Raw genomic sequence first — 18068 nt, forward strand, 5'->3', positions numbered from 1 at the left:
CGGTGGTCAAAGACTGTACGGTCCATGAGACATTAAAGTACGCGGTTCCGATTGAGTTGCAATTCGTTTAGGAGGGATACCATGCAGAAGTTTCGAAGGGTGTCGTTAAGTATTGGGGTAGTTATGATTGCGGTATTTCTGGCAGCTTGCGGGAAGCAGTCTTCTCAAAAGGCTCAAAACAAGTCGATTACCTTGATGCAGACGTCTGATTTGACGTCACTAGATAACACCAATCAGGCCATGATGCCGGAGTTCAACACCTTAACCAACATCTCTGAGGGCCTATATCGGCTTAACAGCAAGGACCAACCGGTACCAGCAATGGCCACCAAGATCGTCAAACCAACCGATAACGGCAAAAAGTACATTTTCCACATTCGGTCGAATGCCAAGTGGAGCAATGGCGATCCTGTGAAAGCTGAAGATTTTGAATATTCATGGAAACGGTCTTTGAACCCGGCGAACAATCCGGTTTATACCTACGTCTTTAGCGGGATCAAGAACGCCGATGCAATTATTAATCACAAAAAATCGTACAAAACCCTCGGGATTAAGGCAACCGGCAATAAGACGCTTGAGATCACTTTGGGTCATCCAATGGCTTATTTTAACAAGTTAGTCGCAATGCCGGTTTTCATGCCCCAGGATAAATCGTTTGTCCAAAAGGTTGGTGTCAAGAAATATGGGACCAATGCCAGCCATACCGTTTCCAATGGTGCTTTTAAGATCACCCAATGGACGGGAACTAACGACTCTTATCGGTTAGTAAAGAACCCTTATTATTGGGATAAGCAGGCCGTTAAGCTGGACCAAATCAATTATAAGACGGTGAAGGATTCTAATACTGCTCACAACTTATTTGAGGACGGCAAGTTGGATGACGCCACGATTTCTGGGGTCACTGCAAAGTCGCTGCAAAGTCGCTGCAGAAGAATAAGGACTTGAAGCGGGTGCCAAAAGCGTGGACCTACTATCTGCAGGTTAACCAGCGGGGCCGACCATTAGCTAATCAAAAGCTGAGAGAAGCCATTTCATTAGCGATCAATCGACAGGAGCTGACGAGTAAAGTTTTGGCAGATGGTTCGATGCCGGCTAGCAGCTTTGTCAGTCCAGGAACGGCGGTTGACCCGACGAGTGGTCAGGATTTCAGCAAGGAGACCAGCTTTAGCACGGCGCCCAAGATTCATAAAGCCAGAAGCTTGCTGGCAGCCGGTAAAAAGGAAGCCGGCATTTCTGGCGACTTAAAACTGTCGATTGTGGGTGATGATCAAGACGTGACCAAGAATGTGGCTCAGTATCTTCAGGGACAGTTGGCAGCCAAACTGCCGGGAGTCAAGGTCAGCATTGCCAACATTCCTGACAAGGCACAGCAAGCAAGACGAAGTGAAGGCAAATTTGACCTCGCTCAGTGGTACTGGTTAGCCGATTTCGGCGATCCAATCAATTATTTGGGCATTTTGACCACCAACAATACCATGAATCCAGGTAAATTTAGCGATGCAACCTATGATTCATTGATTGAAAGGGCTAAAACAGCTGATAATCAAACTGATTTCTGGAACTATCTCAGACAGGCTGAGAAGCGGTTAATGAATCAGAACGGCATCATTCCGTTGTACTACGTGAGGGAAAGTCATTTGGTTAATCCAAAACTCAGTGGGGTTGAATATCATGTTGCTGGGTTCCCGGATTATACGCGGGCGACGATTGGTAAATAGATCGCTTTAAGATATGTACTAAAATTTAAACCTAAAAATGGTGTTTATTATGACAAACGAAATCAACAGGACAAAAGTCACAAAATGGGGAAACGGTCACGGCGTTTTTCTAAGTTAAAAGGCGTTAAGGGCTGGTAACATCAAAGAAGGGCAAAGTTTGAAAATTATCACAGTTGAGTATGATGGCAAAAGTATTTTGGCGCTTGAGTCAGAAACTGAACCAACGCTGCAAGAAAAGTATGCAAATTATAAGGGAACGCCCGCTTCTTATCGGAAACCAGATGATTTAAATGCTTGGTCAAATCGTCGACCAACTGGTAAGGAGTTGTGGTAGTAATGGTTGAATTTAACAATAAATGCTATGCGGGGATCGGTTTCCGTTATACTTACCTCCCCAAATCCTCTTGACATGTAGTGGAATTGAACCGATCAACAAAATAAATGGGTACTCAAAAAATAGAAGCATCAACCGTCACAGCATTAAGCCGATGAGTTGATGCTTCTACTTTTTAAAATCAATTATTTTTCCCAGTGGCACAGTCGGTACCCATGATGACGGGCCCAGTGTTGAGTGACGTGGCGTTTATAGCCGGCGTTACTCAGGCCGCGGCAATTCTTTGAATAATGATATCGTTTGCCGTGATTTGGTGCGATCCAGACATAGGTTGTTCTGGCTGACACTTCTTGGGGTGGAATTGAAATTAAGCTGCCACCCATCGTGAACACTGCAACAACTGTTAAAGTTGCTTTTTTAAGCTTTAACATTAGCTTCCCCCGAAATATAAAATATGTGAATAATGGCACAAACATGATTTTATCATAGATTATCACGCATTAATATCACGATGTTAATATTTCTATAAGGAATTCCGTTAGTTGTCCTGCATAATTTCACCAATCCGTTTCTGCAATTCAGGCACAACATCCTTCAAGAACCAGGGATGGAGCTTCATCCAGCCATAGTTCAGTGGTGAGGGATGGACCAGAGGAAAATATTCGGGCAAATAGTCATCAAAATTACGAACGGTTTCAGTCAGGTTTTTCTGACACTGCTTTCCCAAATAATATTTTTGGGCATATTGGCCAATCAATAATGTTAGTTTGATATTGGGCATTTGCGCTAATAGGGGCCCATGCCACTTTTCGGCAAATCCCTTTCTAGGTGGCAGATCACCATGAGGGCCCTTTCCTGGATAATAAAAGTCTAACGGCATAACCGCAATTTTCCCGGAGCGATAAAATTCGGTCTTGTTTAGTCCCATCCATGAACGCAAGCGATCACCACTGGGGTCATCCCAAAAGACCATTGAAGCCTGGGCTTTTCGACTTGGTGCCTGGCTGATAATCAGAATTTCAGCCTCTGGATCAACGTGGTACAGTGGCAGGATGCCCTTTTCTGTAAACGGCTGGTTTTGGGGGTCCTGCTTAATTTGGTCAAACAGCTGGGTTGCTTTATCCATTTTAGTACGCTTCCAATCATTGTTCAGTCACCATCATTTTGAACCAGTCAGGGGAATTTTGGAAGTCCTGATTTGATTATCGTCGCAAAAACCACTTGCATTTCCCCAGATCAATGATAATATGAATGTTAAATTAAAACATTAAGCGATGATGAGAAGAGTAACAGGACAGCTTTGGTAAAGAGAGCCGCGTGAGGTGAGAGGCGGTCGAAGTTAATCCTGTGAAGATGAGCTCAGAGCATTAGGCACGTGCAAGCGATGCCTACGTGAAGACACGTTATGATCTCAGACTTAATTAGCCTCAACGGTTAACGAGTTGTTAAGATGACCAACTGTGAAATTGGCCATAAATCTGGGTGGCACCACGTGTTTACGTCCCTGCAGTATTAACTGTAGGGGCGTTTTTTTGTCCTCACACTGATCATCAAAGGAGGAAGAGCATGTTAGCAGCAGACAAAATTCAAGTGAATAAAGATGGTACCAGGCGCGGTCTTTCCAACCTAGCCGTTCAAATGATCGCCTTTGGTGGATCGATCGGCACCGGCCTATTCTTAGGGGCTGGCAGTACGATTCACCGCACCGGTCCATCGATCATTTTGGTTTATTTGGTCATTGGAATCTTTTTCTTTTTGATGATGAGAGCAATTGGCGAAATGATGTATGCCGATCCTGAACAGCACACGTTTGTGTCATTTATCGGGAAATACGTTAATCAACGGCTGGGAAAGTTCGCTGCCTGGAGTTACTGGCTCGAATTAATTTTAGCGGGAATGGCCGAGTTGACGGCAATTTCGACCTATGTCAAATATTGGTTTCCTAACGTCCCGGCACCGCTTATTCAAGTTTTATTCTTAGTCATTTTAAGTGGCGTGAATCTTGCGATGGTGAGTTCATTTGGCAAATCAGAAACCTTTTTGTCCGGTATCAAGGTCATCGCGATCCTGGCACTGATTGTGATCGGGATTTACCTGGTCTTCTCACATCACGAAAACCCGGCCGGCACCCATGCTTCATGGACGAATATTACCTCTGGTTTCACGATGTTTCCAAACGGCATTCATCAATTTATCATGGCCTTCCCAATGGCCTTCTTTGCTTTTCAGGGGATGGAATTTGTCGGCATCACAACCGCAGAAACCAAGAACCCACGGCGGGTATTACCCAAAGCAGTTAACCAAATTATTGGCAGAATTTTGCTTTTTTACATTGGCTCATTAGTGATTATCATGGCAATCACTTCATGGAAGACGTTGAATCCTAATCAAAGTCCATTTGTCCAAATTTTCAACTTAGCCGGAATTCCCGGCGCCTCTGCCGTGATCAACTTGGTGGTGATCGCCGCGGCAATGTCGACTTTGAACAGTGCAATTTTTTCCACTGGCCGACATTTATACCAACTGGCGCAGGAATCCGGTGCCAAGGAAATGAAGCCATTCCAAAGAGTCTCCAAGAGCGGTATCCCGATTGTCAGCGTTCTTTTCTCTGCGGGGATGATGCTTTTGGCACCCGTTATCAGTTCCTTCAATTCCCTTGGGGCCGCCTTTTCATTCATTGCCTCCGTGTCCAGTGATATTTACATTCTGGTGTGCATGCTGACGATGGTGGCCCACTGGAAGTACCGCCATTCTAAGGACTTCCGGTCGGATGGCTTCAAAATGCCTCAATATCGTTGGTCCAATCCGCTCACAATCGCCTTTTTTATTGCGATTTTTGCCAGCCTGTTCTTCAGTTCTGATTCCCTATTACCGGCAGTGGGTGCGGTGATTTGGGCGCTAGTCTTTTATGCGGTTCTGCGGCGACGGAATGTTGTCAGCATTGACGTTGAGGATAACAGCGACTGATTTTAAATAGACCACCGATTCGACTTCCTGTATGATGGACTTAACACACAAGGAGGATGAAATCGTGAAAAATGTTTACTTTGACCATGACGGTAACGTCGATGATTTGGTGTCGTTGTTACTCTTGCTTCAGATGTCCGAAGTCAATTTAATTGGTGTTGGGGTGATTGACGCTGATGGCTACATTGAGGGATCGGTCCCAGCCTCGCGAAAGATTATCACCCGATTTGGTAAGGGTGCTCAGGTGTCAGTTGCCGCTTCCAATTCTCGCCCGGTCCACCAGTTTCCTAAAGAGTGGCGATTGAGCTCGTTTTCCTTCGATGCCTTTCCATTGCTTAACGAACATGGGGAGCCAACGACGCCATTAGCTGAAAAGCCGGCTCACTTGGACATGATTGACAAGTTAAAACAGGCTGATGGTAAAACGGACTTAGTCATGACTGGGCCATTGACTGACTTGGCCAGGGCACTTGAAGTTGATCCAACCATTGTCAATCACATTGAACGGCTCTATTGGATGGGTGGTACGATGCGAACCGAAGGCAATGTCTTGGAACCCAAGCATGACGGCACCGCAGAATGGAACGCCTATTGGGATCCGAAAGCCGTCAAGACAGTCTTTGACGCTGATATTGATATCCAAATGGTCGGTTTGGAAAGTACCAACCAAGTGCCGCTAAACGCTGACGTCCAGCAGTATTGGGCCAGCCTGCGCCGCTACCCAATGATGGATCTGATTGGGCAAGGTTATGCCTTGGTATCATCTTATGAAGCTAATTCGACTTATTACTTGTGGGACGTTTTAACGGCAGTTGCCAGCCAGTATCCAGAGCTGATTGAATCCAAAGACATCCGTGGCGATGTGCTGACAACCGGTGCTGATGCTGGGCGAACCTTTGAAACTAACCAGGGCCGACCGATTAATTTGGTCACCGAGGTCCATGGCAAAGCTTTCTTTGATAAAATTGATGAGTTGTTGACTCAGTCTGAATAATTCTTATCGTACTAAAACAAAGCCCTGGGAAGTGAGTTTCCCAGGGCTTTGTTAGTTAACGGATCGATGGTGAGTGGTAATGTTACACGTGAAACAATCAGAAACGCATCTAGCTCACTTATTCAGTAAATTTTCAGGATAAGGAACCACCGTAAGAGCTGCCCAAATCATACGACTTACCGTTTCAAACGAGACGTCTGCTTCAGTATATAAACCATTTTGCAGATTTTCGGTATGCTTTTCGATGACGCTGAAAAGCACTGTCATGCTCAAACTCCGATCAATTTGGCGCAAAACACCTGAATTAATCCCAGCAGTGAAGAGTTCTGCCATGGGATTTTTGGGACCAACTAGTTGGGCTAAGTAATCTGCAGCATCCTTTGAGAGTAATTTGATCTGTTCCAACACATACAAACTGTGGGGATTTTGGAGTGAGAAGTCATACATGGACTTCAGATACATAAAACACCTGGTTAAGATATCCTCGTTGGGATCTAAAACCAGCTTCATTCCCGCTGTCTGTCCCAAACGTGAAATCTCTCGCAGATAAACACCATCCAGTAGTGCGCGTTTATCCTTAAAGTATAGGTAAATGTTGGATTGGGAAATGCCCACTTTGTTAGCAACTTTGGTGGTTGAAATTGCGGCCGCACCATCGGCAATGATAATCTCAACGGTTGCGTCTAATATTTTCTTTTCTTTAGTTAGATCTTTTTTCTTCATATTTATAGATTACTTGAAAATCAAGCGTATTTCAACGTTGACAAAAGATAACTCTATCTTTTATACTGAACGTATAAAAGATAGAGTTATCTTTAAAGGAGGATTCAACAATGAAATTTACATTATTAGGATCACTTGGAAATATTGGTCGAATTATTGCGCCGGCATTAGTTAAGGCGGGCCATGATGTTACCGTGATTAGTTCCAATACGAAGCGGGCTGACCAAATTCGCCAAATTGGTGCTCAACCGGCAATTGGCACCATGACTGACAGCGACTTTTTGGCGGATCAGTTTAGAGGCGCGGATGCAGTCTATTTAATGGTCGCAGCGGCTTCCAGCGGGTTCCTTATTTGAGGATACCGAAAGACAGGGGAAAGTCTTTGCAGAAGCCATTAAGCGTTCCGGAGTAAAAAATGTCGTTGATCTAAGTAGTATCGGTGCTGACAACCCCCAAGCGGGTGCGCTTTGCTTTATGCTTATCATTTAATTGAGGACCAGCAGCGAGAGCTTAATGGCGTAAATGTTGCCTTTGTCCGACCGGTTGGGTTCTACAGTAATCTGTACGCGAACTTGCCCACCATTAAGGCTGACCACGCCATTTATTCAAACATTCCGGCAACGGTCGTCCGTCGCTGGGTCGCACCCCAGGATATTGCGGCAGTTGTTTTGAATCTGCTTCAACACGTGCCAGCAGGGAAGTCCGTTCACTATGTCTACAGTGATGCCTTTTCAGCTGATCAATTCATTGAAGCACTTCAGAAGACACTGTCGATGCCGGACCTTCACTTTGTGTCAATTACCGATAATCAGGCTGAGCAGGCAATGGTTGCTAATGGTGCTCCTAAAGAACTTGCAGAGCTTTTTACTCAGATGAGTAAATTAGAGCGAACTCCAGAAAAATTGTATGCTGATTTAACCAGTGACCAGACAACAATTGGAAAGGTTAAGCTAGCCGAGTTTGCAAAAACATTTGCGACGGCTTATCAAAATCAGGGCGACCATCATTCCCATACGTTAATTGACCGGTGATTAAAGCCAAGCTTGATCAAACCCATTAATTTAACAACTAGTATTGATACAAATATGAGGCTGAGATAAAAGATTATTCTTCCATCTCAGCCTCTAACTTATCATGCCTAAATTAACTTTCATTTTCATTGTCCCTTAGTAACAGAATTCCAAAATAATCGGTTGTTTTCACTGGTTTGCAAGTTGCCTGCATCTTCAAATTTCTTGGCAAACACCCGTTCAAATAACTTTTTGAGAGTCTTCTTCATATTACATGTCCTCCTTATTATTTTACTCGGAACCAATAAAAGGTGTTCTATCAGGGATTGATTGTTCGAATCAGGCACTTTTCTTAGTTCCATCTTTAGTATAGGGCGTAAAATATTACATTTGAAATTTTTTGCTCACAAGATGACCCGTAAACGGCCTTTAAAATAAATTGAGTCCGCTTACATTCCTTGTGTCTGTGGCTATGAAAGAAAGTTAAACTTTTTTTAAGGCTTTAATAGTTTGTCATATTTTTGCAACATACAACAAAGGCCACCCCCCGATTGATCGGTGAGGTGGCCGTTATTATAATTGGAACCGACTTTTCTGATAATTAAGTACGAATTATACCCGCCATTTCCACGCGGTGACAATTTCCATAATGGCCATCACGACCAGGGCTGCCCCAAAGAACTGCAGCAGAACCAAGACCGTTCCAAACGGGTTGAAGGCTAATAAGACGCCCACTAGGATGAGGAGAATACCAAATAGAACGAATGGCATGGGGGAAACATTGACGTACTGACGGTGATTCAACGCATCAATCACTTTGGAGATCCCACTGACAATTAACATGACGCCTAAAATAAATGGTAAGAATGCTAACAGCGGTTTTGCCAAAATCCAGACAATCACGGCAATTACCACCTGGGTAATGCCAATGGCAAAGCTGTAATCGACCACCTCGCCCCTTGAACGTTGGCGCCAGGCAGAGAGCAGGTTAATGAGCCCAAAGACAATAATGAAAGCTGCTAAAACGTTAATGGCTAAGTTCAAGGTTTCGTGAGGCTCAAATAAAAATAGCAGTCCAAAAATAATGTAAGCCAGACTTTTCAGCCAGACGTAGTTTCTAATTTGCTGCATAAATGAATACATAACCATTCCCCCAAATATTGATATTAACTATATAATACGAGTAATAGTTAAAAAACAACAGGATTTAGAGGTGCCCAATGAAATATCCAAATAGCCATCTAGCGAGATTCATCGACCGACCGAATCGATTTATTGCCCATTGCCAACTCATAGAAACTGGCGAGGTGGTGGTTGCCCACGTTAAAAATACCGGTCGAACCACCATCCTCCAGCCGGGAGTGACAACTTCTTTGGTATATACCGACAATCCCAGCCGCAAGACCCACTATGATTTAGTAGCAGCCAAGAAATATGATCGTGACTGGATTAATATTGATTCTCAGGCACCCAACAAGCTGGTAAAAGCCGGCTTAACGACTAATGACATTCAGCTGCCTGAGATCGAGTCCATTGAAAGGGTCAGGCCCGAGGTGACTTATTTAGATTCCAGACTAGACTTTGCCGGGACTGACATTGCCAACCGGCCGTTTTTCTTGGAGGTTAAGGGTGTCACGCTTGCCAATCAGGGAATTGCCGCGTTTCCGGATGCACCAACCACCCGGGGATTAAAACACGTCAAGACATTGGAGAAGGCTGCCGAACATGGTTATTTAGCTTATTTGCTATTTGTCATCCAAATGAAAAATATCAAAGTCGTCACCATTGACCGGGAGATTTTTGAAGCCTTGGCAGTGGCAATCGATCACGCTCAGAAAGTGGGTGTCCACGTTCTTGCTTATGACTGTAAGGTAACCGCGGATCGTTTTATGTTAGATCAGCCGGTGAAATTTGATTTGAATCAGGCCTTTGTCAGTGATGGTCTGCCGTCTTCAATTGGGAGTCAACAAAGGGACGGCCATTAACAGTCAACGCCCCTTGAAACTATTCACAAGCGTGTTATGATAATACCGCATTGGTGCGAGTGCTGCATCGTTGATCGCACATACTTGATTTATTTGGAAGGAAGCTATTTATACAATAATGGTAAGTAAAACATTGATCTTCGGCCATCGAGGCTATCCCCATATGTTCCCCGAAAATTCGTTAAAGGGCTTTGCATACGCGATTGACCACGGCATCGACGGACTAGAATTTGATGTCCATTTGACTAAGGATAACGTTCCGGTGATTATGCATGACGAAAAAATTGATCGAACGACTGACGGGACTGGTGAGATTCGTTCCTATACTTTGGAACAGCTGCGTCAGTTCCATTTGAGTGACGGCGAAACGGTCCCGATGCTCAAGGAATTATTGGAATTGGCAAATCAAAAGCCAGTTCATTTGAACTTGGAATTTAAAACAAACGAAATCCACTATAAGCATGTCGAACAGATTGTGTTGGAGATGGTCAAGCAATATGAGCTGGTTTACCCAGTGATTTACTCATCATTTAACCTGGATTCACTCAAGATCGCCTATCAAATCGATCCGACGCAACAATATTGCTTCTTGTCGGAGCACGATATTCAAAATCCGCGCGAATTAATGGCCAAGGAGCACTTGGTTGGGTTACATTTAAGCCATTACGTACCAATGAGACACGTTAAGGAACGGATTTGGACGGTTGATGATCCAAAGGTGCAGAAGCATTTATTTGGATTGAACGTTGCTGGCATCTTTACGAATAACTTTGAAGGTGCTGAGAAGATTAAGGCTAATAGTTTGGCTTAAGTATTGAAAATAGAGCATTCTCAGCCGTGCCTGGGCACGGTTGGGAATGCTTTTTTAGATGCCTAATTTGCTTTTTAACGCTTTGGTGGTGAGACCGGAAACATTAATGTGGTTTTCTTTGGCCAGGTCGTTCAGATATTTTGGTACAGTAATCGTTCTACGAATCGTTTTTGAGCTTGCTTCAAGCAATTTTTTCATATCAACAGTTACATAGATAAGTTTTTGATGGGGATTTAGTTGCCATTTCGTTGGGTCTTGAGGAGCCGGATATTCGTGCTGGTCTTCAAGCATGGTGCCAATTGCATCCTCAGCCCAGTATGCCACATCGGCCAGTGAGTCTCCTTGTGTCACCATCCCAGGAATGTTGGGGGAAGTTGCAACAAAATAATGGCCATCGTCATCATTAAATTCTTCGACAATTATTAGATAAATCAATCTTTTTTCCATCATTTCGAGCATGCCATTACCGTTTCTGAAGGCCAGCCTGTTTTCGGATGGCCATCTCGGTTCCCCGTTTTAGTTCGCCGGTATGGATGGAGTCAGTGTTTGACCAGCGGCACACTACATTCACCTCACTTTATATGTTCATTATACAGATTGCGAAATCATTTGCAGGCATTGTGATTATTGACTTTTGAAATGAACCATATGAGAAAATATGTCTATCTAATTAATCGAAAATATAGTCAACAGCGGAAACTAACGCAAACCTCAGCTGGTTAAGTTTGCGTTACTTGTTGATGCAACTAACCGGTTCCCCAAGAACGATGGACATTTGAAGTTGGAATTTGTATATTAAGGTCAGCGAGTTGGAATTAGAAGGGAGCTACGTAAGAATGCAAATCGGAAAGGTGCTTTTGCAGCAACGAACTCAACATCATTGGTCACAAGCAGAATTGGCAGCTAAGTTGAATATTTCCCGTCAATCAATTTCCAAGTGGGAGCAAGACGTTAGCTTACCAAGTTTTGCAAATGTTGTGGTGATTAGCAACTTATTTAAAATTTCGTTAGATGATTTAATTAAAGGAGATGATGAGTTAATGGATAAATTGATGAAGAACCAGAAGATGAGTAAGGTATCTAAAATTGTCTTGTGGGCGTTTGGAATTGCCATTGTTAGTTATGGAATCCTGATGTTTGCAGGTGTTGGGGTTCAAAGCGTCCAAGCTTGGATTCAGGTTCCTGCATTTATTGCATTTGTTGGACTACTATTTACCATTAACTGGCGTCAGTTCAATCGATCACTATCAAAATCTACCGTAATCTTAGGAGTTGTTTTACTGGCACTTCTAATTGTTCCGGAAATATATGGATTTGTTCATGGTTTTGCGGATGGGATGGTTTCTATGAACAAGGGATTTTGGGAAGACTATGGGAACGGGCCTAAATAGCGAAAAGAAGTTGTGGATGGTGATAATCTGTTTATCACCTCATCACAACTTCTTTATTTTTTTGCTGTAATTATATACGAGTTCATCCAAGGACCCGACCACCAGCCATTGAAGCCGGCTTGTTTAATCGATACGTTGGATAAGCCTTGCTGCTTCAGTAATTGAACATATTGGGATCCCTTGTGCTCAGTATCGACGATCATTAGTGTTCCACAAGGTTTCAATACCCGACAAGCTTCTACCAGTGCAATTTTTCGATCACTGGTGGGTTTGATGTTATGAAAAGCAAAGCTCGAAACCACGTAATCGTAAGTATTGTTTTCGAACGGAAGGCTTACCATATTTGCCGTAATCAAGCTGGTGCGATCTTGGACATGATTCGTTTGAAGATTTTTTTGGGTGTTGGTCTCAGTATTGTTGGATTGATCGCGACTTCGCCAAAGATCAATACCATCAGCGTGCCCCCGTGCTGTTAACCGCTTGGCAAACGCGATCAACACCGCACCATGACCACAGCCGAGATCTAAAACCTTTTCATCACCATTCAACTTTTGCTACCAAATGAGTGTCTGCCAGATTTTGAATTTTCCACGCACCGAGGTGTGGATGTGGATAGCCCCTGCGATGATCATAAACATGCCATACGAGTATGACCAGGGACTGCTATGCGTCAGGTAGAGACTAATGATTGAGATGAGTCCGCCCAAAATGAACAAAATTAGGACAAGTGGGGCGTCTAAGCCATATTTAAGATGCATTATCAGTACTCCCTATTCTTGATACTGCATTATATCATAATTACCTTTGCCTTATACAAAACCAAAATCAAATATTTACATACAATATCATTTTTTTACTGCTAATTTACATTAACGAAACGGGCAATTTACATTGAACCCTCACAATAATCCTTGTAGTGAAATAAAAGATTTTGAGGTGAGATAATTGTCAATTACTTTAAGAAACGTCCGTAAAGACTACGACGCACAGACCGAGGTGCTCAAGGATATCTCAGTGAAGGTGGAGACAGGCGAATTCTTCGTCATTGTCGGGCCCTCCGGCTGCGGTAAAAGTACACTGCTGAGAATGATCGCCGGCTTGACACCAATTACGGCGGGCGAGGTTAGTATCGATGACAAGGTTGTCAATGATTTGCCACCCAAGGCACGGAAATTAACGATGGTTTTTCAAAATTATGCCCTGTTCCCATTCATGAATGTCCGCGATAACGTTGCGTTTGGGTTGAAAGCTCGAAAGATGGATCAAGCAGACATTAAGCAGCGGGTTGATGAAGCATTGAAAATGGTCAGCCTAACCGAACTCGCAAACCGCAAACCACAAACCACGCGAGTTATCGGGGGGGTCAACGGCAGCGGGTGGCGTTAGCTCGAGCGGTTGCCAGTGATGCCAAGATTTGCTTGATGGATGAACCATTATCTAACTTGGATGCGCAACTCAGAATTAAGATGCGTCAAGAAATATACGCGCTCCAACGTAAACTCGGTTTGACACTGATTTATGTCACCCATGATCAGGTTGAAGCGATGACGATGGCTGACCACATTATGGTGTTGAATGATCAACACGTGCAACAGATTGGCACCCCTAGTGAAATTTATCAAAACCCTGCCAATGACTTTGTGGCGAAGTTCTTCGGCACACCACAGATTAATATTTTGAGTGCCAAGCGTTCACAAGGTAATAGCCACATCTTAAATGTTTCCTCGGACCTGGAAATCGCTTTGGATGAGGAAGTGCCTGATGAAAACGTCAAAATTGGCATCCGCCCCGATGATATGAAGGTTGAATCGACTGAGAGCATTGACGCCAACGCCACCGTGAAGAACACAGAATTTCTTGGTGATGAGACGATTATCTACGCAACCTTGAACAGTGGCGAAGACATTCACGTGGTCGTTCCCGGACAAGTTAATTACCGAATTTTCCAGCCAATCAAAGTTTCCGCTGACGCCAATTTAATGTTTTTTGATACGGATGGTAAACGGATGAACCTATCAAAGGAGGCCTATGTTCATGCTTAAATCTCCGGCACAAAGTACCCCGACAAGTCCACTTTCAGTTGATAAGACGAAAAGCAAACTTGCAGAACAGGAAACCAAGTTTACATTAAATGCGAAGGACAAGTATTTTGCCTGGGCGTTTCTGGGACCGTCACTCTTGATTCTAGGTGTTTTCATCTTCTACCCAATGATCAAGACGTTGTATTTGAGCTTATTTCTCACCAACACCGTTGGCAAAACGACGGTGTTCGTTGGGCTTTCCAATTACATGAACCTGCTGACTTCGGCTGACTATCTTTCCAGCTTAGGGGTTACGCTATTTTACGTTTTCGCAGTCACCATCATTACAATCGCGCTTGGATTAATCCTCGCAAACCTGGCCAGCAAACGGCTGCCGGGAATTGGCCTTTTTCGAACACTATTTTCGGCAACCATGGGCGTTTCGGTTTCCGTTGCCGCTATTTTCTGGCTATTTATTTTTAACCCATCGACCGGGTTCCTGTCTCTGGTCAGCACCTGGATGCATTTACCACAAATCCCCTGGCTGACGGATCCGACCGCTGCTATGTGGGCAGTCATCATCACCACGGTTTGGATGAACCTGGGCTTCACCTTCCTGATTCTTTTAGGGGCAATGTCGGCTGTTCCAACAACCTTGTACGAAGCTGCCAACATTGAAGGAGCCTCATCCAGGTTCCAATTCTTCCACATTACGATTCCATCGATTTCACCAACCCTATTCTTCGTGTCCCTTATTACCTTGATCGAATCATTTAAGAGCTTTGGCTTGATTGACCTGATGACCAAGGGTGGCCCCACCAATGCGACTAACATGCTGGTTTATCGAATTTACAAGGATGCGTTTTACAGTGGCAATTACGCTCAGGCAAGTGCTGAATCCATCATTTTGACGATTATTATTGCCTTGTTCACGCTCCTACAATTTAAAGTTTTGGAAAAGCGGGTGAATTACTAATGGATCTTGTGACAAAACCAAAATTGTCCCGACGGATTTGGGACTACGCGTTATTAACAATTCTCGCAGTGATTGTGCTGGCACCGTTTCTGATTGGTTTGTGGACCAGCTTTCTGCCAACCATGCAGATTGCCCAAGGGAACTTTTTGAGCACCAAGGTTTCCTTTCAGAATTATATTGACGCCTTCACGCAAACCCCAATCCTGAGATACTTGGGAAATAGTTTGGTGATTTCAACGGCAACCATGGTTGCCCAACTCATCTTTTGTTCGATGAGTGCCTACGCCTTTGTCTTCCTGAAATTTAGAGGCCGGAAATTTCTCTTTGGGCTGTTTTTAGCCACGATGATGCTGCCATTTGAAGCAGAAATCATTCCCAACTTTCAGACGGTTAAAGCAATGGGTCTGCTCAACAGTTACTCTGTGATGGTCATTCCGTTTTTGACATCCGCCTTTGGAGTCTTCATGCTCCGTCAGTCATTTATGCAGATGCCGGCTGAACTGAAGGAAGCTGCCGATATTGAGGGGTTGGGCCACTTCCAGTTCTATTGGAAAATGGTACTGCCCTATAATCGAATCCCACTGATGACCTTAGGCGCATACAGCTTCTTAGGTGCCTGGAATCAATATCTGTGGCCGATGCTGACCACCTTTAGTAATGATTTTCGCCCCGTTCAAAACGGTCTGCGGCAGCTTCAGTCAGAAGAAACTTTCAATGACTGGGGCATGATCCAGGCCACCGCGGCAATCGTTGTGATTCCAACGCTGATTGTGCTGTTTATTGGGCAGCATTACTTCAAATCCGGTGTGAATGAAGGTGCGGTTAAATAATGAAAAAAGTCACAGTATTTCTCAAAACCTACGCCCTACCGATCTTTGCGATTGTTGCAATTGTCTTGGGAATCGCATTTGTGAATGGTTCTAAAAATGCCACCAGTGCCAAGGCTGGCAGGACTCCCGTTGTTTTCTGGCACGAAATGGGTGGCCCAGCAGAAGTAGCCTTGGATAAAATGGTCGATGATTTTAACAAATCCCAAAACAAGTATGAAGTCATTCCTCAATATCAAGGGGCTTATGACGAAGCGGTTCAAAAGATTATTCAGAGTCATGGCACCAGTGCCTCACCGGCATTGTTTCAGTCATTTGATATTTCAACCGCTCAGATAATGCACAGTAAGTACATCACGCCGGTTCAAAAGTTCATTGACCAGGATAACTATGATGTAAGCGACATTTCACCGGTTGCCCGCTCGTTTTATTCCAACAAGGGCCAGCAGTTGGCAATGCCGTTTAACACCTCGCAACCGGTTCTTTACTACAACGCTTCTCTTTTCAAGAAGTATGGCGTCACCCCACCAGCTAAGTCACCTAGTTATAGCGATGTGACTCGGGCTGCCAAAGCCCTTTATGAAAATTCTCATCATAAAGTCAAAGGGATGACGATGGAAATCTATGGTTGGTTGATGGAAGAGGCGCTTGCAAATGCCCACACTTCATTGATTAACAATGGCGATGGTCATTCCGGCAATCCAACCAAGATTGATTTGAATAATCCAACCACCAAGAAGTTCCTCACTTGGATCAGAACCAACATCAAGTCTGGCGATTTCGTCAACTATGGTTCTGGCGCCAGTGCTGAAACGAATGAAATTGCCGCATTCCTGGCAAATAAATTAGGCATCTTCGTTCAATCATCCGCCTACATTGGTCAGTTAACGACCGGTACCAAGAACAAATTAGGTATTTCCTATTTTCCACATCCAGATGGTGTCAAAGCCAACGGGGTTGGAATTGGTGGCGCGGCGCTTTGGATCTCTAATGACAAACCCGCAAAGACACAACGGGGTGCCTGGGAATTCATTAAGTTTGCGGAAACCGCCAAGAATCAGGCCAACTGGCAAAAAGCAACAGGGTATTTGGCTTTGAACAAAAATTCTCAAAAGACTAAGGTCTTACAGGATATCTACCAAAAGATTCCGGCAGCCAAAGTTCCAGGCGAACAGTTGGCCAGCGCCAAGCCGAATAATACCAATTCTGGTATTTTGATGGAAGGCATGCAATTGACCCGTGAATTAGAAGAGACGGCTATGGAGGGTGTCTATAATGGGCAAGCTATCAATAGTGCCTTGAACACGGCTAATAAAGCCATGAATGCCAATTTGAAGACGACTAACAAAGCAGACGGCAGGTAGTTTTTGTGCGGCTTCCATTAAGGTTCACGATTGAATCTTAAAGGGAAGTGATTAAGAGAGTGGAAGAATTGAAAGGAAGTTACCCATCTTGAGTAATAAAACATTAATTTTCGGTCATCGCGGTTACCCATTCAAATTTCCAGAAAATTCATTAAAGGGATTCCAATACGCCATTGATCATGGGATTGACGGGCTGGAGTTTGACGTTCACCTGACAAAAGACAATGTGCCGGTGATTATGCATGATGAAAAGATTGATCGAACGACTGACGGGAAGGGATTAATTCACGATTATACCCTGAAGGAACTTCAAGAGTTCCACATGCGGGATGGCGAAACAATTCCGACGTTGAAGGATCTCCTGGCGTTAGCAGTTCATCGTCCCGTTCATTTGAATCTGGAATTTAAGACCAACAAGATTCACTATCCAAAGATTGAACAAATTGTGCTGGATTTGGTTAAACAATACGATTTGATGTATCCGGTAATCTACTCCTCATTTAACCTGGATTCTCTCAAAACCGCTTATCGGATTGATCAAAACCAGCAGTATTGCCTGTTATCGGATCATATCATTAAAAATCCAAAGTCGCTGATTGTTAGAGAACATTTGGCGGGGCTGCATCTTAGCCATTACCAGCCATTAGCTAACGTTGATGAACGAATTTGGACTGTCGATGATCCGCGGACGCAGGAAAAATTATTGTCGGATCACGTTGCCGGTATTATTACTGATAATTTTGAACAGGCTGTCAGAATTAAGAACCGCGCGGTTGCAATCTAGTCTTAGTGTAGAAAAAGAGGCTGGGACAAAAGTCCTAGTTAACGCAAAAAAGCTTCGGAAATTTTTCCGAGGCTTTTTTGCATTTTATGTAGCACAGAGAATTCAACTCTGCTATTCTTAAATCGACAAAAACCCAAGGATAGGAGTGAATCTCTATGTACAA

At 43.9% G+C, this 18068-nt stretch carries 23 protein-coding genes and 1 pseudogene; 16 read left to right on the forward strand and 8 right to left on the reverse strand.

Annotated features, from left to right (window positions below):
- The first annotated feature begins 81 nt into the window (after positions 1-81).
- The 3 genes from LPKJCM_RS13755 (at position 82) to LPKJCM_RS13185 (ending at position 2052) form a co-directional block, all read left to right on the forward strand.
- On the forward strand, positions 82-945 hold the full coding sequence (locus LPKJCM_RS13755; RefSeq protein ID WP_263851682.1) for a peptide ABC transporter substrate-binding protein: 864 nt from the start codon (positions 82-84) through the stop codon (positions 943-945).
- A 5-nt stretch (positions 946-950) separates the two neighbouring features.
- Positions 951-1718 carry an ABC transporter substrate-binding protein gene (locus LPKJCM_RS13760; RefSeq protein ID WP_263851683.1) on the forward strand — a complete coding sequence of 256 codons (768 nt, stop codon included), beginning with the start codon at positions 951-953 and terminating at the stop codon, positions 1716-1718.
- Between the two features lie 157 nt (positions 1719-1875).
- Positions 1876-2052 carry a hypothetical protein gene (locus LPKJCM_RS13185; RefSeq protein WP_165758578.1) on the forward strand — a complete coding sequence of 59 codons (177 nt, stop codon included), beginning with the start codon at positions 1876-1878 and terminating at the stop codon, positions 2050-2052.
- A gap of 185 nt (positions 2053-2237) precedes the next feature.
- On the opposite strand, the gene LPKJCM_RS06465 is transcribed toward LPKJCM_RS13185, so the two are convergent.
- Together LPKJCM_RS06465 and LPKJCM_RS06470 are read right to left on the reverse strand one after the other, a co-directional pair.
- Entirely contained in the window at positions 2238-2483 is a 246-nt protein-coding gene (locus LPKJCM_RS06465) for a hypothetical protein (RefSeq protein ID WP_057961756.1), read from the reverse strand.
- Between the two features lie 107 nt (positions 2484-2590).
- Positions 2591-3178, reverse strand: coding sequence for a uracil-DNA glycosylase family protein (locus LPKJCM_RS06470; protein ID WP_057961757.1), 588 nt, complete (start codon positions 3176-3178; stop codon positions 2591-2593).
- Positions 3179-3618: 440 nt separating this feature from the next.
- Between LPKJCM_RS06470 and LPKJCM_RS06475 the strand changes: the two genes are divergently transcribed.
- Positions 3619-5019: an amino acid permease gene (locus LPKJCM_RS06475; protein WP_057961758.1), complete on the forward strand. Its 1401-nt coding sequence runs from the start codon at positions 3619-3621 to the stop codon at positions 5017-5019.
- 64 nt (positions 5020-5083) lie between these two features.
- Entirely contained in the window at positions 5084-6013 is a 930-nt protein-coding gene (locus tag LPKJCM_RS06480; protein ID WP_057961759.1) for a nucleoside hydrolase, read from the forward strand.
- Positions 6014-6127: 114 nt separating this feature from the next.
- On the opposite strand, the gene LPKJCM_RS06485 is transcribed toward LPKJCM_RS06480, so the two are convergent.
- Positions 6128-6736 carry a TetR/AcrR family transcriptional regulator gene (locus LPKJCM_RS06485; RefSeq protein ID WP_057961760.1) on the reverse strand — a complete coding sequence of 203 codons (609 nt, stop codon included), beginning with the start codon at positions 6734-6736 and terminating at the stop codon, positions 6128-6130.
- Positions 6737-6846: 110 nt separating this feature from the next.
- Between LPKJCM_RS06485 and LPKJCM_RS13540 the strand changes: the two genes are divergently transcribed.
- Both LPKJCM_RS13540 and LPKJCM_RS13545 read left to right on the forward strand, forming a co-directional pair.
- The gene (locus LPKJCM_RS13540) at positions 6847-7092 is read left to right on the forward strand and encodes an SDR family oxidoreductase (protein ID WP_225364147.1); all 246 of its coding nucleotides are present in this window, start codon (positions 6847-6849) and stop codon (positions 7090-7092) included.
- Positions 7093-7203: 111 nt separating this feature from the next.
- On the forward strand, positions 7204-7767 hold the full coding sequence (locus LPKJCM_RS13545) for a Rossmann-fold NAD(P)-binding domain-containing protein (RefSeq protein WP_225364148.1): 564 nt from the start codon (positions 7204-7206) through the stop codon (positions 7765-7767).
- Positions 7768-7892: 125 nt separating this feature from the next.
- Here the strand turns inward: LPKJCM_RS13545 and LPKJCM_RS13765 are convergent, their stop codons facing one another.
- Both LPKJCM_RS13765 and LPKJCM_RS06495 read right to left on the reverse strand, forming a co-directional pair.
- Positions 7893-8015 carry a hypothetical protein gene (locus LPKJCM_RS13765; protein WP_263851669.1) on the reverse strand — a complete coding sequence of 41 codons (123 nt, stop codon included), beginning with the start codon at positions 8013-8015 and terminating at the stop codon, positions 7893-7895.
- Positions 8016-8358: 343 nt separating this feature from the next.
- Positions 8359-8889: a DUF308 domain-containing protein gene (locus LPKJCM_RS06495; RefSeq protein ID WP_057961761.1), complete on the reverse strand. Its 531-nt coding sequence runs from the start codon at positions 8887-8889 to the stop codon at positions 8359-8361.
- Positions 8890-8966: 77 nt separating this feature from the next.
- Here LPKJCM_RS06495 and sfsA point away from each other — a divergent pair, with 77 nt between their 5' ends.
- Positions 8967-9731 carry a DNA/RNA nuclease SfsA gene (gene sfsA, locus LPKJCM_RS06500; protein WP_057961762.1) on the forward strand — a complete coding sequence of 255 codons (765 nt, stop codon included), beginning with the start codon at positions 8967-8969 and terminating at the stop codon, positions 9729-9731.
- Between the two features lie 118 nt (positions 9732-9849).
- Positions 9850-10542 carry a glycerophosphodiester phosphodiesterase gene (locus LPKJCM_RS06505; RefSeq protein ID WP_057961763.1) on the forward strand — a complete coding sequence of 231 codons (693 nt, stop codon included), beginning with the start codon at positions 9850-9852 and terminating at the stop codon, positions 10540-10542.
- 54 nt (positions 10543-10596) lie between these two features.
- Here the strand turns inward: LPKJCM_RS06505 and LPKJCM_RS06510 are convergent, their stop codons facing one another.
- Positions 10597-10992 (reverse strand): type II toxin-antitoxin system HicB family antitoxin, encoded by a 396-nt coding sequence (locus LPKJCM_RS06510; RefSeq protein WP_057961772.1) that lies wholly within the window; start codon positions 10990-10992, stop codon positions 10597-10599.
- A 386-nt stretch (positions 10993-11378) separates the two neighbouring features.
- On the opposite strand from LPKJCM_RS06510, the gene LPKJCM_RS06515 reads away from it, so the two are divergent.
- The gene (locus LPKJCM_RS06515) at positions 11379-11933 is read left to right on the forward strand and encodes a helix-turn-helix domain-containing protein (RefSeq protein WP_057961764.1); all 555 of its coding nucleotides are present in this window, start codon (positions 11379-11381) and stop codon (positions 11931-11933) included.
- A 53-nt stretch (positions 11934-11986) separates the two neighbouring features.
- On the opposite strand, the gene LPKJCM_RS06520 is transcribed toward LPKJCM_RS06515, so the two are convergent.
- Positions 11987-12481 carry a class I SAM-dependent methyltransferase gene (locus LPKJCM_RS06520; RefSeq protein ID WP_225364149.1) on the reverse strand — a complete coding sequence of 165 codons (495 nt, stop codon included), beginning with the start codon at positions 12479-12481 and terminating at the stop codon, positions 11987-11989.
- Positions 12482-12487: 6 nt separating this feature from the next.
- Positions 12488-12691, reverse strand: coding sequence for a hypothetical protein (locus LPKJCM_RS13550; protein ID WP_225364150.1), 204 nt, complete (start codon positions 12689-12691; stop codon positions 12488-12490).
- Positions 12692-12953: 262 nt separating this feature from the next.
- Between LPKJCM_RS13550 and LPKJCM_RS13915 the strand changes: the two are divergent.
- The 6 genes and pseudogenes from LPKJCM_RS13915 to LPKJCM_RS06545 all read left to right on the forward strand — a co-directional run.
- Positions 12954-13309: pseudogene (locus tag LPKJCM_RS13915) on the forward strand (ATP-binding cassette domain-containing protein); the annotation flags it as partial.
- Positions 13310-13975 (forward strand): ABC transporter ATP-binding protein, encoded by a 666-nt coding sequence (locus tag LPKJCM_RS13920; protein ID WP_369688685.1) that lies wholly within the window; start codon positions 13310-13312, stop codon positions 13973-13975.
- Positions 13968-14930, forward strand: a complete 963-nt coding sequence (locus LPKJCM_RS06530; RefSeq protein WP_057961765.1) for a carbohydrate ABC transporter permease — start codon at positions 13968-13970, stop codon at positions 14928-14930. The genes LPKJCM_RS13920 and LPKJCM_RS06530 overlap by 8 nt, the downstream gene beginning before the upstream one ends.
- Positions 14930-15760: a carbohydrate ABC transporter permease gene (locus tag LPKJCM_RS06535; RefSeq protein ID WP_057961766.1), complete on the forward strand. Its 831-nt coding sequence runs from the start codon at positions 14930-14932 to the stop codon at positions 15758-15760. Before LPKJCM_RS06530 ends, LPKJCM_RS06535 begins: the two co-directional genes overlap by 1 nt.
- Positions 15760-17121: an ABC transporter substrate-binding protein gene (locus tag LPKJCM_RS06540; protein ID WP_174659018.1), complete on the forward strand. Its 1362-nt coding sequence runs from the start codon at positions 15760-15762 to the stop codon at positions 17119-17121. Before LPKJCM_RS06535 ends, LPKJCM_RS06540 begins: the two co-directional genes overlap by 1 nt.
- An 88-nt stretch (positions 17122-17209) precedes the next feature.
- On the forward strand, positions 17210-17905 hold the full coding sequence (locus LPKJCM_RS06545) for a glycerophosphodiester phosphodiesterase (RefSeq protein WP_057961768.1): 696 nt from the start codon (positions 17210-17212) through the stop codon (positions 17903-17905).
- Positions 17906-18068 lie beyond the last annotated feature (163 nt).

Source organism: Lentilactobacillus parakefiri, from assembly GCF_002157585.1.
GTDB lineage: Bacteria > Bacillota > Bacilli > Lactobacillales > Lactobacillaceae > Lentilactobacillus > Lentilactobacillus parakefiri.

Excerpts from the sequence above, each read along its gene's own strand:
- LPKJCM_RS13755 (WP_263851682.1), top strand. The coding sequence starts at position 82 with ATGCAGAAGTTTCGAAGGGTGTCGTTAAGTATTGGGGTAGTTATGATT.
- LPKJCM_RS06465 (WP_057961756.1), bottom strand. The coding sequence starts at position 2,483 with ATGTTAAAGCTTAAAAAAGCAACTTTAACAGTTGTTGCAGTGTTCACG.
- LPKJCM_RS06470 (WP_057961757.1), bottom strand. The coding sequence starts at position 3,178 with ATGGATAAAGCAACCCAGCTGTTTGACCAAATTAAGCAGGACCCCCAA.
- LPKJCM_RS06475 (WP_057961758.1), top strand. The coding sequence starts at position 3,619 with ATGTTAGCAGCAGACAAAATTCAAGTGAATAAAGATGGTACCAGGCGC.
- LPKJCM_RS06485 (WP_057961760.1), bottom strand. The coding sequence starts at position 6,736 with ATGAAGAAAAAAGATCTAACTAAAGAAAAGAAAATATTAGACGCAACC.
- LPKJCM_RS13540 (WP_225364147.1), top strand. The coding sequence starts at position 6,847 with ATGAAATTTACATTATTAGGATCACTTGGAAATATTGGTCGAATTATT.
- LPKJCM_RS13765 (WP_263851669.1), bottom strand. The coding sequence starts at position 8,015 with ATGAAGAAGACTCTCAAAAAGTTATTTGAACGGGTGTTTGCCAAGAAA.
- LPKJCM_RS06495 (WP_057961761.1), bottom strand. The coding sequence starts at position 8,889 with ATGTATTCATTTATGCAGCAAATTAGAAACTACGTCTGGCTGAAAAGT.
- sfsA (WP_057961762.1), top strand. The coding sequence starts at position 8,967 with ATGAAATATCCAAATAGCCATCTAGCGAGATTCATCGACCGACCGAAT.
- LPKJCM_RS06505 (WP_057961763.1), top strand. The coding sequence starts at position 9,850 with ATGGTAAGTAAAACATTGATCTTCGGCCATCGAGGCTATCCCCATATG.
- LPKJCM_RS06510 (WP_057961772.1), bottom strand. The coding sequence starts at position 10,992 with ATGATGGAAAAAAGATTGATTTATCTAATAATTGTCGAAGAATTTAAT.
- LPKJCM_RS06515 (WP_057961764.1), top strand. The coding sequence starts at position 11,379 with ATGCAAATCGGAAAGGTGCTTTTGCAGCAACGAACTCAACATCATTGG.
- LPKJCM_RS13550 (WP_225364150.1), bottom strand. The coding sequence starts at position 12,691 with ATGCATCTTAAATATGGCTTAGACGCCCCACTTGTCCTAATTTTGTTC.
- LPKJCM_RS06530 (WP_057961765.1), top strand. The coding sequence starts at position 13,968 with ATGCTTAAATCTCCGGCACAAAGTACCCCGACAAGTCCACTTTCAGTT.
- LPKJCM_RS06535 (WP_057961766.1), top strand. The coding sequence starts at position 14,930 with ATGGATCTTGTGACAAAACCAAAATTGTCCCGACGGATTTGGGACTAC.
- LPKJCM_RS06540 (WP_174659018.1), top strand. The coding sequence starts at position 15,760 with ATGAAAAAAGTCACAGTATTTCTCAAAACCTACGCCCTACCGATCTTT.